This is a genomic window from Stagnihabitans lacustris (assembly GCF_025950525.1).
GTDB lineage: Bacteria > Pseudomonadota > Alphaproteobacteria > Rhodobacterales > Rhodobacteraceae > Stagnihabitans.
In genome coordinates this window covers 436,386-451,185 of the sequence record NZ_JAPDGS010000003.1, presented here as the reverse complement: position 1 = coordinate 451,185, position 14,800 = coordinate 436,386, and the positions used below count along the sequence as shown (strand labels likewise).

The 14,800-nt window shown below is 62.7% G+C and carries 10 protein-coding genes and 3 tRNA genes; 9 read left to right on the top strand and 4 right to left on the bottom strand.

Annotated features, from left to right (window positions below):
- The first annotated feature begins 1 nt into the window (after position 1).
- The 5 genes from NX862_RS10705 (at position 2) to NX862_RS10685 (ending at position 7,367) form a co-directional block, all read left to right on the top strand.
- Positions 2–1,033, top strand: a complete 1,032-nt coding sequence (locus NX862_RS10705) for a CBS domain-containing anti-phage protein (RefSeq protein WP_264493895.1) — start codon at positions 2–4, stop codon at positions 1,031–1,033.
- Between the two features lie 88 nt (positions 1,034–1,121).
- Complete coding sequence (locus NX862_RS10700; protein WP_264493894.1) at positions 1,122–1,838, top strand: HNH endonuclease; 717 nt, start codon at positions 1,122–1,124, stop codon at positions 1,836–1,838.
- Positions 1,839–2,607: 769 nt separating this feature from the next.
- Positions 2,608–4,929, top strand: coding sequence for an Hsp70 family protein (locus NX862_RS10695; protein ID WP_264493893.1), 2,322 nt, complete (start codon positions 2,608–2,610; stop codon positions 4,927–4,929).
- Positions 4,930–4,931: 2 nt separating this feature from the next.
- Entirely contained in the window at positions 4,932–6,095 is a 1,164-nt protein-coding gene (locus NX862_RS10690) for a DNA/RNA helicase domain-containing protein (protein WP_264493892.1), read from the top strand.
- Positions 6,096–6,107: 12 nt separating this feature from the next.
- Positions 6,108–7,367, top strand: coding sequence for a hypothetical protein (locus tag NX862_RS10685; protein WP_264493891.1), 1,260 nt, complete (start codon positions 6,108–6,110; stop codon positions 7,365–7,367).
- 323 nt (positions 7,368–7,690) lie between these two features.
- Here the strand turns inward: NX862_RS10685 and NX862_RS10680 are convergent.
- Positions 7,691–7,766 (bottom strand) — tRNA-Lys (locus NX862_RS10680).
- 147 nt (positions 7,767–7,913) lie between these two features.
- Positions 7,914–7,989 (bottom strand) — tRNA-Lys (locus NX862_RS10675).
- A gap of 109 nt (positions 7,990–8,098) precedes the next feature.
- On the opposite strand from NX862_RS10675, the gene dapF reads away from it, so the two are divergent.
- Both dapF and mtaB read left to right on the top strand, forming a co-directional pair.
- The gene (dapF, locus tag NX862_RS10670) at positions 8,099–8,929 is read left to right on the top strand and encodes a diaminopimelate epimerase (protein ID WP_264493890.1); all 831 of its coding nucleotides are present in this window, start codon (positions 8,099–8,101) and stop codon (positions 8,927–8,929) included.
- Positions 8,926–10,176 (top strand): tRNA (N(6)-L-threonylcarbamoyladenosine(37)-C(2))-methylthiotransferase MtaB, encoded by a 1,251-nt coding sequence (gene mtaB / locus NX862_RS10665; protein ID WP_264493889.1) that lies wholly within the window; start codon positions 8,926–8,928, stop codon positions 10,174–10,176. The genes dapF and mtaB overlap by 4 nt, the downstream gene beginning before the upstream one ends.
- Before the next feature lie 69 nt (positions 10,177–10,245).
- Here the strand turns inward: mtaB and NX862_RS10660 are convergent, their stop codons facing one another.
- Positions 10,246–11,271 (bottom strand): LacI family DNA-binding transcriptional regulator, encoded by a 1,026-nt coding sequence (locus tag NX862_RS10660; RefSeq protein ID WP_264493888.1) that lies wholly within the window; start codon positions 11,269–11,271, stop codon positions 10,246–10,248.
- A gap of 254 nt (positions 11,272–11,525) precedes the next feature.
- On the opposite strand from NX862_RS10660, the gene NX862_RS10655 reads away from it, so the two are divergent.
- Both NX862_RS10655 and NX862_RS10650 read left to right on the top strand, forming a co-directional pair.
- Positions 11,526–11,601 (top strand) — tRNA-Arg (locus NX862_RS10655).
- Positions 11,601–12,158 (top strand): dimethylsulfonioproprionate lyase family protein, encoded by a 558-nt coding sequence (locus NX862_RS10650; RefSeq protein ID WP_264493887.1) that lies wholly within the window; start codon positions 11,601–11,603, stop codon positions 12,156–12,158. Before NX862_RS10655 ends, NX862_RS10650 begins: the two co-directional genes overlap by 1 nt.
- A 71-nt stretch (positions 12,159–12,229) precedes the next feature.
- Here the strand turns inward: NX862_RS10650 and gyrB are convergent, their stop codons facing one another.
- Positions 12,230–14,671 (bottom strand): DNA topoisomerase (ATP-hydrolyzing) subunit B, encoded by a 2,442-nt coding sequence (gene gyrB, locus NX862_RS10645; protein WP_264493886.1) that lies wholly within the window; start codon positions 14,669–14,671, stop codon positions 12,230–12,232.
- Between the last annotated feature and the right edge of the window lie 129 nt (positions 14,672–14,800).

Sequence of the window (14,800 nt, the reverse complement as noted above, 5' to 3'; positions counted from 1 at the left end):
AATGAACGCACATACCGTCCCAAAAGGGTTTCGGGAAATCATCGCCGAGGTCGACAAGAATGTTGAACCGACACGCACGGTCAGGGTTCTGTTGAGCTGGTTCGACGCCAAACGGCGTCGCGACAATGTGGTGTCGCGGATCAAGGCGGAGCTTGCGAAAGCCGGGCTTTGCACCGACCCTTACTTTGGGACGGCGTGGATTGATGCCGAGATCGTGTTCAAGAAGGTTATCCCTCCGGCGAAGGCCACGAGTTCCGTCGCAGCCTCGGCGATCGACGATATCCAGGATAAAGGACAAAAGCATTTGGTCCGAATGCTGGCGGCCGCGAACCGCAAGGTGGTCTCGGTGGCACCAAGCGACACAATCGCAAAGGCCATCACTCTGATGATGTCTTATGATTTTTCACAGCTGCCCGTGATCGAGAAAGAGCGCGACCTCAGGGGTGTGATCAGCTGGAAAACAATCGGCAGCCGGATCAGCCAGGGAAAGCGTCCCGAACTTGTGTCCGAGGTCATGGATCAGAAGCCGATCGAGGTTTACCAGGACGACGATCTTGCAGAGGTTACGCCGAAGATCATCAAATCCGACTATGTCTTCGTCCGCGCCAAGGACAAGAAGATTGTCGGAATCGTCACAGCGACCGACCTGAGTGAGCGGTTCCAGGAGCTATCCGAGCCGTTCTTGTTGATAGGACAGATCGAACACCACATCCGCCTGATATTAATGGAAACTTTTGACACCCCGACACTGCGGGATGCTTGTTTTGATGGCGACGCCGAAAGAAAGGAGCAGTTGACCGACGCCTCACAAATGACATTCGGTGAATACAAGCGCGTTCTGGAAAAGCCGGAGAACTGGGACAAGTTGAAGTTCAATGCCTGTCGCAAGACGTTTTGCGAAGGATTGGATTCGGTGCGGGAGTTGCGCAATAGCGTGCTGCATTTCCACCCTGACCAACTGGAGGAAACCGAACTGGAGACGCTTCGGCAATTCCTGCGTCTTCTTGAAGGATTGAGGCGGCTTTCACGGTGAAAGGGCGCAGGATGGCAAATGGCGCTCTGTGGGATGACGGCGTGTCAAACTGCGTGCGACTCACCGTTGACTGGGATTGCTGGACAGAATGATTGATGTTTACCACGCGATGGCCTGCCAGAAGGCGGCGCTGGACACCGGCTTTACCGTGGAACTGGGCGGGGAGCCGATGGGGTTCCGCGCCCCTGTGGCCGAGGGGACGATCTGGCTGACGGGGGCGGCGGGCCTGTTTTCGCTGCGGCTTGACCATCTTGCGGCGGCCGAGGCGATCGGGGCCAAGGGCGGGTCGCTGACGATCACAGGCGCGGGCGACTTGACCGCGCTGTTGTTCAAGCTTCACGGCCTGATGAAGACCCTGCCCTTCGATGCTTCGGCGGCCTTTGATGCGCGGGTTGCGGGTCTGCCTCAGACGACCGAGGCCGAGCGCCTGGTGGTGCAAAGGATCGGACAGGATATCTTCCGCGCCCGTCTGGTCAGCCGCTGGGGGCCTGCCTGCCCGATGACAGGGATCACCGACTCGGCCCTTCTGCGGGCCAGCCACATCAAGGCCTGGGCGGATTGCACGACGACGGCCGAGCGGCTGGACCCGGAGAACGGGATACTTCTGTCGGCCTTGTGGGATGCGGCTTTCGACCGTGGGCTGGTGGGCTATTCCGCCCAAGGGCAGGTGCTCTACGCCAACGCGCTGACAAAGAGCGCGCGCCTTGCCCTTGAGGCACGCATCACTGAGGCCCGCGCGCTGCCAATGTCGGAGGGACGAGCCCTCTATCTTGCCCAGCATCGGACGAAATGGGGGCTGGACTGATATGGGCGAGCCTTGACGCCCGATGGCATAAAGGGTCACTCCATAGTTTGACGGTGATGAAAATTTATTGCCCGCCCCGGGACTGCGCATGATCGGACGCCACAGGGCTTCCCTTCTGTCGACACGACAGGGTCGCATTCCTCGGATCAAGTCGATCCCGGAGGTTGGGTGAAATCCCATCCGGCATTCCCCATGCAGACAGTCCGAGGCATTTTACTTGAACAATTGGTCGGCCTTTCAAAAAGAAATCGGTGTTGCTTTGGCGGCGTTCCTTTCCAGGACCCTGCCTGACATCGGCGGACCCCGCTGGTGGAAACTTTATGTTCTTGATCAACTGAACCCCTATCAGTCCCAGCGGATGCAGAAGGCCGGGGAAGCGTCACTGGGACAATTGGACCTTGCAGCGCTGATCCGGGTGGCCTTGGCAAGCCGCGATGAGATGATCCTCAAAAAGCGGGCGCCCGCCGCTTGGCCCCCTTTGCTGCAAGAGATGAAAGCCATACGGAATCGGCACGCCCATGCACCGGCCGATGGGGTCCCCGTCGCGGTGGAGATCGGCGACCTGCAAACCAGCGCCGCATTCATTGGCTGCATCGACCCCTCCTCCGCTCTGCCAGACCAAATGCGTCAGGCGGCCAAGGAGATGGCGGCGCGGGCCACAGTTCGGCAACCGGCTGCACCACCATCGTCCGGCAGTGGGCTTGCGGTCCTTCGGCACCCGCGACCGCTGCTGGACGAAAAGTCTCTTGCAAGGCGCACCTACCTCGGGATGGACTTCGGCACGTCAACCACGGTCGTCAGCGCGGTTTCGATGGGGGCGGTTGGCGAAGAGGTTGCCGCCTTGGTGATCGAACAGCCCGACCAATATGGCGTCACGACCCGTCACCACCTGGTCAACACTGTCATCGCCTATGTCGGCGACCGCCTGATCTTTGGGCGCGAGGCCTATCGGCAAAGGTCCCTGCTGCACGACGGACGCAATGTGTTTTCCTCTTTCAAGATGCGGCTGGGTGTCGACATCGGCCCCACCTACCCGGAAACGGCCCTGCGCAGCGGTGTGCTGAAATCCGGCAACAAGATCGAATCAGCGCAAGATGCGGCCGCGATGTTCTTCCGTTTCATCAAGCTTGGCACCCAAAAGGCGATCGAGGCGGCCAGCCTGCCCAAAACGGCGGAATGGTGCGTCTCGGTGCCGGCCTCTTTCGAGGCAAACCAGCGCAAGGACCTTGAAGTCGCCTTGCGCGAGGCTGGCATCGTCTCGACCCACGTGGCCCTGATCGACGAACCGAACGCGGCCTTTCTGTCCTATCTGTTCGAGGCCGCGCAGGGGAAGTCCGATGCCAAGCTCTTGACGCTTCTGCAAGACCGCCCCGTCAATGTCATCGTCTTCGACTTTGGCGCGGGCACTTGCGATGTCTCCGCCCTGAAACTGGAGCGGCGGCCAGAGGGGCTCGAATCGCGCAACCTTGCGATTTCGCGGTTCACGGCACTGGGCGGCGACGATATCGACCTGGCCATCGCCCGAAAGGTCTTGTTGCCGCAATTGCTGGAGGCCTCCAGCCCGGCGGTCCCCTCGGAACGCGACATCGAAGAGCGTATTTTGCCACGCCTGCAACCGACGGCAGAGCTTTTGAAGATCCGCCTGTTGGAGCATGCCCGCGACAAGAACATCCAGACCATCGCGGCTTTGCGTCAGGCGACGGACCTGCGGGTAACGGCATTGGACATCGAGCCATTCCGGATCGGCGAAGACGAATTCCAGGTGCCGAAGCCGGGGGCCACCCTGATCGACCTTGCCAATGCGCTGGAGCCCTTCACCCGCTTTCCCCTGCCGACCGATGATCGGACCCCCCATGTCTTCGCCCCGGTTCAGGACGCGTTGGAGAAGTCCGGGCTTGCGGCCGACGACCTTGACGCCGTGCTTTTCATCGGGGGCAGCAGCGAAAACACCATCGTCCGCCATTGCATCATGACGGCGCTTGGCTCTGGGGTCGAAGCCATCGTGCCAAAGGATTTGCGGAGTCATGTCTCGAAAGGGGCAGCCCTGCATTCCTATTGGTTCCACGGCTGCGGCTTTGACTTCATTCAGCCGATCACCTCCGAACCGATCTTGGCGCTGGCGCGCGGTGGTGATTTCAAAACCATCCTGCCGTCATCGACCCCCTTGCCCAGCGGCGAGATCTTCAGCGAGGACCTGATCGTCCTTGAGGATGGCCAAAAACGCATCGAAATCCCGATCTGCGTGTCGTCGCCTGACAAGCTCCTGGGCGTGCTGGTCATTGATGCGCCCGAGGCGTCTGGCTTCCGGCGCGACACCCGCATTTCCATTGCCGCCCGCATCTCACGCGACAAGCTGTTGCAAATCGAGGCAAGGGTTGGCGACCAGATCGCCAAGAGTGTGCTGCTGGATCCGATGGCAAACCGCCCCCTCAGCGAAATCGAAGCGCAACTCTTGAAGGCCAAGCAAGAGTTCAACCAGGCGCTGTTGAAGCACGGCCGTCGGCTGCCGGTTTCGTCGGTGATCGCCTATGCCAACGCGGCACAAAGCGCGGGCGACCACCGGCTTGCGGCAGAGTTGTTCCAGAAGGCCGAGCAGATGGAGCCATCGCGGAACTTTGCCGTCGCGATCACCTATAACTACGCCATGGCCGGAAAAGACGCCCTCTCGGAACTTTGGGCGCGCAAGGCCTATGAGCGCGAGCCCTCGGCGGCCTCCGCCTATAACCTCGCTCTGGATGTGACAAACAGGGCCGAGAAGGAAGCCTTGTTGCGGGAAGCCTTGCGCCACGATCCCGACTATTCCTCGGCCCTTCTGTCGCTAGGCCGCCTTTTGCAGGCAGATGGGAAACCCGAAGGCACCCTGATGCTGGAAGCTCTGGCTGAAAAACTGGGCAAACGCCTGAACAGTCACAGGATCGACGAAAGCGGTTGCCGTATCCTGACGACTGTGTCGCGCGATTTGGGCCAGACCGATCTGGCACGCGAGGCGGAGGCCCGTGCAAGAACCTTGGCCTCGCCTCGATCGACATCGGCCGCCTATAGCGAAGATAACCTTGCCGGTCTTGCACGGCCTCCCCTTCAAGGAACCTGACGATGGGTTGGTATATCCCCCAAGGCCACCTCAGCCAAACGCAACTCTCTGTGGTCGAGGCTGTCACCCGGCAGATCGACACGGCCAACCACTTCATCTGCGGCTTTGCAGGCAGTGGCAAATCTGTGGTCCTGACCCATGTCCTGGAACGGCTGATCGCCGACAGGCAGACGGCGCGCTTTGCCTTCCTCAGCTACACCCATGCGCTGGTCGGCATGGCACGCGAGGCGCTGGCGGGATCCGGTCTACGCGAAGCTCACCTGAACTGCATCCAGTTCTCGACGGTCCATGGTTTCATGTATGGGAACCATTCGGCAGACATCGTCTTTGTCGACGAGGCGCAGGACTTGCAGCAAGACTGGCTGGACAAGATTCGCGGGCGGGCGCGCCGCGTGGTGCTTGCCGGTGACTATGAACAGACGATCTATGGTGAAGCCGCCAATCGGACCGAGATGCAGAACTGCTTTGCCCCTGTCGTGCATGAACTGAGGGAAGTTTTCCGCCTGACCCCATCGCTGAAAGAAGTGGCACTGGCGATCAACCCCTCGGCCCGCAATGTGGTCGAGGCCGAGGCGGTCAACACGACGGATGCCCAGATCCGCGACGTCGTGTTTGACAAGATCGAGGACGAAGTTGCCTGGGTCGCAAACGAGGCGCAGCAAAGAGCGCGGGCGGGAAAGCCCTCGGCGGTGCTTTTTCACCATCATCGCGATCTGCGCGCGTTCTACGAGACTTTGTTCCGAACCAAGGCGATAGAGCTTCCGACGGATCATCCCGGAAACCTGACCGAGCGTTACATCGGCATGAATGACTCCATGGCTGCGGCGGGTGTGCCTCTGAGTTACTACGGCAACAGGGTCGGGACCTTGCGGCATGGCGAACGCGGCGCCCATGTCTATCTGATGACGATGCACAGCGCGAAAGGCCTGGATTTCAAGAATGTCTTCCTGCCGACCTTGCGCCGTGAGCCGACCAAGGCCGTGCCGCACCTAGAGCCATTCCAGGACCGGGTGTGTTACGTCGGGGTCACGCGCACCTTCGAGAACCTTTTCCTGAGTCACCTGGAAGGTCCGATGGAAGCCCCGTTCAACAGGCTGCCTCAGGGGGTCGTGACGACCATCGCGCCCGGGCGTCCGACGGCGGCAGCCGAAGACATCTTTTTCTGAACGGGGGCCGCGATGGCGCGACATCTCTTTGTGCTGACCTTTCTGGAGTGGCTTGCCTGGTGCGGCAAGGGCGAGCTTCGCGTGGCCCCCGGACGTCTGGTCTGGGCAGCACCCGACCACGAGGCCGTCAGATGCTCTCTGAGCTTTGCCCCGGACCTTGAACCGGCAGATGATGGCTTTCTGCTGGCGGAAGTGATCTTGCCGCCCAGGGTGGCCGAAGCGGGCCAGGTGTGGCTGTCCTTCGAGGGAGCGCGTTTTGAAGCCCTGTCCGAACGCAGTTTCCGGCTGCTGTGCTCTGCCGCGGAGCGTATGCATATCCCCTTTCATCTGGCGTCAGCCGATGTCCAAGCGGTTTGGTCGGCTTGGAAAGACAACCACCGCGTCGAAACAGCCCATCTGCAAGCAAGGCGGCTATGGTGCTGGGCGCTCGGCGCGGACTGGCCAGCGGGCAAATCCACCCCCGAGGTGGCAAGCCTGGGCCGCGCCAGCGGTCTATGGGAAGAGATGACAGCCCTTCTTTCCAGCGAGGCAGACTTGCGCGTCAAGATTGCCGGCACCTCGATGGCCGCCTGGATACCCATGGTCCGCATGGCAGAAAAGCAAGGGCTGCTCCCCCAGGGGGAAACAGCCCCATGGCGGCCGGCAACGCGGCCCTATTTCAATGCCAGCTGCGCGGCGCGCAGGCCTGCCCCTCACTTCATTGCCTGGCAGGATCCATTATGCCACGAAGCCTTGGACGCACTGCCCTTGGACCATGGGGCCATGGTCGAGCTGATGGCAGTGGCGACCGGTGCCCATCACGCCCTGCGCGTCAGCTCGGGTCAAGAGCCAGACATCGCGGCTTGGACCGAGGACCTGCAAAATCTGCAGGCCATGGCGAAGAAAGCCAAAGGCTTCGAAGCCCGACAGGCCTTGACCCTGGCCCTTGTGTCCCTGGGGCAGTTGCTGCCCCAATCTGCGGTGGCAGCCCTTGTTGCACAGGGTAAAGTCCCCGCCGGTTGGGCCGTGGCATCCCCTGTGCCACAAAGGCACGCCACCAATCCCAAAGGCACGCCGCAGCCTGCCGCCCCTGCAGAGGCCGAAGCAACGGAGACCGCCATGGGACGGCTGTCTTGCGAGGCGCCGCCCTCGCTGGTCCTGGAAAGCGAAGTGCCGGCTGCCAGAAAAGGCAGCACAAAAGTCAAAGGGCCAGGGCGGCGGAGCGTGGTAACGGCAAGTGATCCCAGCATGTTACAGGGCACTGCCCCAGGGACAGAGACGTCAGATCCATAGGCCGGCACGCGTTGGCGCGGAAACCTCCGGCATGTCCCGCACGGATGCGTGAAATCCGTGTGGCACGGCAAAAGGTTCTCCCATCGTCCTGCCCAAGCCGGATGCGGAAACCGGGCCCCTTGCCGTCGCAGCTTTGGCGCCAGATCTGCACGATCTGGACATGCAGAGCTTTGTGATTCGCGCCCGTCTGCGGGCCATGGCGGCATATAAAACGTCACGGGCGTGCGGCGCTGCGCCCAATATGCCCTGAAAACCATGCTCGCCAGTGGCTCACGCGCAAAAACGAAGGGCCTGGGTGTTGCCACCCAGGCCCTTGTATTTAATGGTGAGCCGGTCGGGATCCGAACCCGAGACCTACTGATTAAAAGTCAGTTGCTCTACCAACTGAGCTACCGGCCCTCACGAGGCGGTGACTATGACAGGCTGCGGCCAAGGTCAACCCGATTTCCGAACGAATTCGACAGGAAAATTAACAAAGCCTCTGACAGAGACGCCCCAAAGGACGCGGATTGCCGGGCAGGGGATTTTGGGGGATTTCACACCGCATGGTGAGCCGTGGCGGGTTCGAACCGCCGACAAGCTGATTAAGAGTCAGCTGCTCTACCAACTGAGCTAACGGCCCCATGCGGTGTGGGGGCCGTTTAGGACGGGCGGCAGGCAGGGTCAAGGGGGCACTCCCACAAAACTGTCATGCTCTGGCCGAATCCCTTGCAAGGGGTTATAGGGGCGCAATGGACAGAAATGCGACCAGGGGCCTGCCCTTCATCAAGATGCATGGGGCGGGAAATGATTTCGTGGTGATCGATTCGCGCGGGCGCGAAGCGGTGGTGACGCCTGCCTTGGCCCGCGCTTTGGGCGACCGCAACCGCGGCGTCGGATTCGACCAGCTGGCCGAGATCCGCTCCAGCCAGGACGCTGATTTCGCTTTGGATTTCTGGAACAACGACGGGACCATGGCGGGCGCCTGCGGCAATGCCACGCGCTGCGTCAGTGATTTGGTGATGGCGGATCTGGGCCGCGATCAGGTCGAGCTGATCACCGCCCGCGGCCGCCTGCAGGCCCGGCGCGAGGACGGCCGCGTCTCGGTCAACATGGGCCATCCACAGCGCGACTGGGACCAGGTGCCGCTGGCCCACCGCGTCGATGTCATGCATCTGCCCCTGCCCGGCGATCCGGTGGCGGTCGGCATGGGCAACCCGCATTGCGTCTTTTTCGTCCCCGATGCCGAGGCGGTGCCCCTGCGCGACCTGGGCCCCAAGATCGAACATGACCCGCTGTTTCCGCACAAGACCAATGTGGAATTTGCCTCGGTCATCGGTCCCGACCACCTGCGGATGCGGGTCTGGGAGCGGGGGGCCGGCGTGACGCTGGCTTGCGGTTCGGGCGCCTGTGCCACGGCGGTGGCGGCGCATCTGCGCGGGCTGACCGGGCGGCGGGTGACGCTGCAGCTGGACGGCGGTGTGCTAGAGATCGACTGGCGCCAAGACGGCGTCTGGATGACCGGTCCGGTGGCGCGGGTCTTTGACGGGATGCTGTCTCCCGCATTTCTGGCCGCGCTATGAGTGTTCCGATTTTCGCCACCCTGGGCTGTCGGCTGAACGCCTACGAATCCGAGGCGATGCGGGAACTGGCCGAGGCTGCGGGCCTGCAAGGCGCGGTGATCGTCAACACCTGCGCTGTTACAGCCGAGGCCGTGCGCAAGGCCAAGCAAGAGATCCGGCGGCTTTCGCGGGAAAACCCCGGGGCGCCGGTGATCGTGACGGGCTGCGCCGCGCAGACCGAACCCGAGACATTCGCCGAAATGCCAGAGGTGACGCGCGTCGTCGGCAACCATGAAAAGATGCAGGCTTCGACCTGGGCTGACCTTGCGGCGCCCGACCTGATCGGTGTGACCGAAAAGGTTCAGGTCAACGACATCATGTCGGTGCGTGAAACCGCGGGCCATCTGATCGACGGCTTTGGCCGCCAGCGCGCCTATGTTCAGGTCCAGAACGGCTGCGACCACCGCTGCACCTTTTGCATCATCCCCTTTGGTCGGGGAAATTCGCGTTCTGTCCCCGCGGGTGTGGTGATCGACCAAATCAAGCGCCTGATCGACAAGGGTTTTCGTGAGGTCGTCTTGACCGGCGTCGACCTGACCTCTTGGGGCGCTGATCTGCCGGGTACGCCGCATCTGGGCGACCTCGTGCAAAAGATCCTGCGGCTGACGACGATCGAACGGCTGCGGATTTCGTCCATCGACTCGATCGAGGCCGACCCCGCGCTGATCGAGGCGATTGCCTCCGAACCCCGGCTGATGCCGCATCTGCATCTGTCCCTGCAGGCGGGCGACAACCTGACGCTAAAGCGGATGAAGCGGCGGCACTCCCGCGAGGACTCGATCCGCTTCTGCATGGACACGCTTTCGGCGCGCCCGGATATGGTCTTTGGCGCCGATCTGATCGCCGGTTTTCCGACCGAAACCGAAGAGATGTTCGCGAATACACTGGCGCTGGTGCAGGATTGCCGGCTGACCTTCCTGCATGTCTTCCCCTATTCGCCGCGCAAGGGCACGCCCGCCGCCCGGATGCCGCAGGTCAAGGGTCCGCTGATCAAAGAGCGCGCCGCAAGGCTTCGCGCTGCCGGGGAGGCCGCTTTGCTGCGCCACTTGGCCTCGCAACAGGGCGCGACCCACCGGGTTCTGGTGGAAACGCCCCGCCTTGGCCGCACGCCGCAGTTCACCGAAGTGGCCTTTGCGACGGATCAGACCGAGGGCGCGCTTTTGGACGTCACCATCCAGGGCCACAACGGAACGCAGCTTTTGGCGTGAAGGCAGGCGCCTGCGCAGCGGGGTGGGTGGGTGGGAGCTGTGCAGGCGACTGCCGGCCTGCCGCAAAAGCTACCGCTGGCGGATTGTGTCGCCCGGTTGCAGGGTCGGGAACAATTCCACCACCTCGGGCCCGATATCGGGATCGGCATTGCGGCCCGCGATGATCTGCGCCGCGCGGGTCCCGATCTCTAGCCGGCAAGCGTCCATCGTGGCCAACCTGCGCGGCAAGCCGTCCAGAAGTTCCACCCCGTTGAACCCCGCAAGCCCCACGCGGCCCGGCACGTCGATGCCCTGATCCAGGCAATACAAAAGCCCGCCCGCCCCGATCATGTCATTGGAATAATACAGGAAATCCACCTGAGGCGACCGCCGCAGCACCGCCGCCGTCATCTCGCGCCCCTTCAGCAAAGCCGAGCCGCCGTCATAGAACTCGCGGTCGACCAAGGACAGGCCGCCGCGCCGCAGGGCCTCTTCAAAGCCCTCCAGCCGCTTTTTCGCGCGGAAGTCGTTGGGCATCTGTGTGCCCAGAAAGGCGATGTTGCGATAACCCGAGGCCACGATCGCCTCGGCCATCTGCCGCCCCGCCCGGCGATGCGAAATCCCCACCGCCGAATCCACCGGCTGACCGTCGATGTCCATGATCTCGACCAGGGGCACGCCCGCCTGACGCAGCATGGCACGCGAGGCCGCCGAATGTTCCAGCCCCGCCAGGATCAGCCCCGAGGGCCGCCAGGACAGCATCTCGTAGACAACCTTTTCCTCACGCTCGGGCAGGTAATTGGTAACGCCGACAACCGGTTGCAGGCCGGTATTCTCCAGAATGGCGGAAATTCCGGTCATCACCTCGGGGAAGACCATGTTCGACAGGGAGGGGATCACCACCCCCACCAGGTTCACCCGCTGCGACGCCAAGGCGCCTGCGATCTTGTTGGGCACGTAACCCAGTTCCCGCGCGGCCTTCAGCACGCGTTCACGGGTGGCCTCGGAGACATCGCCGCGCTGGCGCAGCACGCGGCTGACCGTCATTTCAGAGACCCCCGAGGCCTCCGAGACATCGCGCAAGGTCAAGGTGCGGCGTGGATCGTCCGAGCCCATGGGTCCCCCTTTTTGCCCTGCTTACAAGCAAATCTCCCGCTTGTCCAAAGGAGGATTTGCCGCTATGTTACCGCTAACGGAACTTCGGTTCCGGGCCTCTCTTCTGCGTCCTGCAAGCTCTCAACCCGGACGCAGGGGAAGCACGGGGGAGTGGTGGGCCAAAATTCACTCCCCCTTCTCTTCCCACCACAGAACCTCCCCAAAGCCGTTGCCAAAACACCGAAATTGCGCGACAAGCCACAGGCTGGCCTAAGGGCCCCGTAGCTCAGGGGATAGAGCGGCCGCCTCCTAAGCGGCAGGTCGATGGTTCGAATCCATCCGGGGTCACCATGCTTGGGGTGAACATGCGCGATCTGGCGATTGACCGATTCCTGACCCTGGCCGAGGCCGCTTTGGCGCGTTGCACGGGCCCGGCCAAGGATCTGGCACAGACCGTCATCACCCGCTGGCAAAGCCCCGCACCCGCAACCGAAGCGGCTGCGACCCTGCCCGTCTGCGCCCATCTGCCGCCGCCACAAACCGACCTGGCCCTGGCCTTTGCGGCCCTTGCCCCGCGCCTGACCTGGGCGCGCCGGGGGTCGGCCACGCCGGACCAAGCCTATTACGATTCCCATGCCAATGCAGTGATCCTGGGGCCAAAAGGGCTGGAGCCGCGGGACGACCTGTGGATCGGCGCGACGGTCATGGCGCCGGGGACGCTTTACCCGGATCACAGCCACGCCCCGGCCGAGGTCTATATTCCCCTGACCGCTGGCGAATGGTGGAACACGGACATGCCATGGACCGACCCCGGCCTGGACGGCTTCATCTACAACCCGCCCGGGATCACCCATGCGATGCGGGCGGGCGCGGGGGCTTTCCTCGCGCTGTGGTTCCTGCCGCTGTAACGCAAGAGGCCCCCAGTCGCCTGAGGGCCCCCATTGATTTGGCGCAGGGCAGAGTTCACCCCGCCGCGGCCTTATGCGTCAAGGTTTTCCACACTGAGGGCATTGGCCTGGATGAACTCGCGGCGGGGTTCCACGACGTCGCCCATCAGCTTGGTGAAAATGTCGTCGGCCTCGGCGATATCGTCCACCTTGACCTGCAGCAGAATCCGCGCATCGGGGTCCAGCGTGGTTTCCCACAGCTGTTCGGGGTTCATCTCGCCCAGACCCTTGTAGCGCTGCAGGGTCAGGCCCTTTTCGCCTTCGGTCAGGATGGCTTTCAACAGGTCCAGCGGCCCATGGACCAGGTTTTCCCGCTCCTTGCGCACCAGGCGGGCGACGCCGGAATAGACCTCCTTGTGGGGGGCCGAGACCGAGGCCAGGCGCCGCGCCTCACCAGAACGCAGGACCGCGCCGTCCAGCGTCCGAAGCTCTTCGACGCCACGCAGGATACGGCTAAGGCGGATGCCGTGGTCCTGGGTGATGCGCCCCTGCCAGCCCTTTTCGAACTCGGGCGCGACCAGATCCAGACGGGTGGCGACCAAAGCGGCCACGCGCGTCAGGTCGGCATCCGCGCTGCCCGGTTCAAAAGCGCCCGCCAAAGCCGCCTGCTCCAGGATCGGGCGCGGGTAATGCGTGGGGAAAGCGTCCAGCACGCGGCGGAAGGCGCGCGCGCCCTCGATCACGCGCAACAGGTCGGCGCCGGCCAGTTCCTCGCCCGAGGCAAGGCGCAGAACCGCGCCCTCAACCCCTTGTTCGATCAGGTATTCGTCCAAGGAGGCCTGGTCTTTCAGGTAAACCTCGGACTTGCCGCGCGCGACTTTGTAAAGCGGCGGCTGGGCGATATAGAGGTAACCACCTTCGATCAAGGCTGGCATCTGGCGGAAGAAAAACGTCAGCAGTAGCGTCCGGATATGCGCGCCGTCCACATCGGCGTCGGTCATGATGACGACCTTGTGGTAGCGCAGCTTCTTGATGTCGAACTCGTCGCGGCCGATCCCGGTGCCAAGCGCCATGACCAAATTGCCGATCTCCTGGCTTCCCAGCATCTTGTCGAACCGCGCCCGCTCGACGTTCAGGATTTTCCCCTTCAGCGGCAAGATCGCCTGGTTCTTGCGGTCGCGCCCAGTTTGGGCGGAGCCACCGGCGGAGTCACCCTCAACCAGGAAAATCTCGGACTTCGACGGGTCCTTTTCCGTGCAATCCTTCAGCTTGCCGGCCAGGAAGTTCACATCCATCGCCGTCTTGCGCCGCGTCAGGTCGCGGGCCTTGCGCGCGGCCTCACGGGCCAAAGCCGCCTCGATGATCTTGCCGACGATGATCCGGGCTTGCTGCGGGTTCTCTTCGAACCACTCGCCCAGCTTTTCGTTCACCAGGTTTTCGACCGCAGGCCGCACCTCCGAGGACACCAGCTTGTCCTTGGTCTGGGACGAGAACTTCGGGTCCGGCACCTTGACCGACAGCACGCAGGTCAGGCCTTCGCGCGCGTCATCGCCGGTGAAATCGACCTTTTCCTTTTTCGCAATCCCCGAGGACTGCGCATAGGCGTTGATCGTGCGCGTCAAGGCGCCACGAAAGCCCGCCATATGGGTGCCGCCATCGCGCTGCGGGATGTTGTTGGTAAAGGGCAGGACGTTTTCATGGTAGCTGTCGTTCCACCACATCGCGACCTCGACACCAATCCCGCCGCGATCACCGGTGATATAGATCGGCTCGGCCATGATCGAGGTCTTTGACCGGTCAAGGTATTTCACGAACTCCCGGACGCCGCCGTCATAATACAGCTCGGTGCGCAGGGGCTCGGCGGGGCGTTCGTCTTCGATGATGATCCGCACGCCGGAATTGAGGAAAGCCAGCTCGCGCAACCGGGTTTCCAGCGTCTTGAACTGGTATTCCAGGTTGGAGAAGGTGCCATCCGGACGGTTGGTCTTGGCGCTGGCCAAAAAGCGCACCTGCGTGCCCTTCATCCCAGGGGCAGGCCCGACGGGATAGACATGCACCACGCAATCGCCAAGTTCGAACCGGGCGCGGTATTCGGTGTCGTTGCGCCAGACGGTCAGTTCCAGCCATTCCGACAGCGCGTTCACCACCGAAACGCCAACGCCATGCAACCCGCCCGAGACCTTGTAGGCGTTGCCACTTTCGTCGGTGTTGTTGAACTTTCCGCCCGCATGAAGCTGGGTCATGATGACCTCGGCGGCCGAAACGCCCTCTTCTTCGTGGATATCGACCGGGATGCCGCGCCCGTTGTCACGCACCGAAACCGAGCTGTCGGCATGGATCTTGACGACAACTTCGGTCGCATGGCCCGCCAAGGCCTCGTCGATGCCGTTGTCCACGACCTCATAGACCATATGATGCAGGCCCGACCCGTCATCCGTATCGCCGATATACATGCCCGGGCGCTTGCGCACCGCATCGAGGCCTTTCAAAACCTTGATTGCACTGGCGCCATAGCTTTCGGTCATTTCGGCCATTTAGGTCCCCTTTTCTCGCGCGCGAGTCATACCGCGCGCGCGCAGGAATGTCACGCTTCATGGGTCAGGGGCCGGGCCTCACGGGAAGCCGGGGCCGAATCGTTGAAAATTTCCGGGTTTGGCGTAGCG

Excerpts from the sequence above, each read along its gene's own strand:
- NX862_RS10705 (WP_264493895.1), top strand. The coding sequence starts at position 2 with ATGAACGCACATACCGTCCCAAAAGGGTTTCGGGAAATCATCGCCGAG.
- NX862_RS10700 (WP_264493894.1), top strand. The coding sequence starts at position 1,122 with ATGATTGATGTTTACCACGCGATGGCCTGCCAGAAGGCGGCGCTGGAC.
- NX862_RS10695 (WP_264493893.1), top strand. The coding sequence starts at position 2,608 with ATGGACTTCGGCACGTCAACCACGGTCGTCAGCGCGGTTTCGATGGGG.
- NX862_RS10690 (WP_264493892.1), top strand. The coding sequence starts at position 4,932 with ATGGGTTGGTATATCCCCCAAGGCCACCTCAGCCAAACGCAACTCTCT.
- NX862_RS10685 (WP_264493891.1), top strand. The coding sequence starts at position 6,108 with ATGGCGCGACATCTCTTTGTGCTGACCTTTCTGGAGTGGCTTGCCTGG.
- dapF (WP_264493890.1), top strand. The coding sequence starts at position 8,099 with ATGGACAGAAATGCGACCAGGGGCCTGCCCTTCATCAAGATGCATGGG.
- mtaB (WP_264493889.1), top strand. The coding sequence starts at position 8,926 with ATGAGTGTTCCGATTTTCGCCACCCTGGGCTGTCGGCTGAACGCCTAC.
- NX862_RS10660 (WP_264493888.1), bottom strand. The coding sequence starts at position 11,271 with ATGGGCTCGGACGATCCACGCCGCACCTTGACCTTGCGCGATGTCTCG.
- NX862_RS10650 (WP_264493887.1), top strand. The coding sequence starts at position 11,601 with ATGCTTGGGGTGAACATGCGCGATCTGGCGATTGACCGATTCCTGACC.
- gyrB (WP_264493886.1), bottom strand. The coding sequence starts at position 14,671 with ATGGCCGAAATGACCGAAAGCTATGGCGCCAGTGCAATCAAGGTTTTG.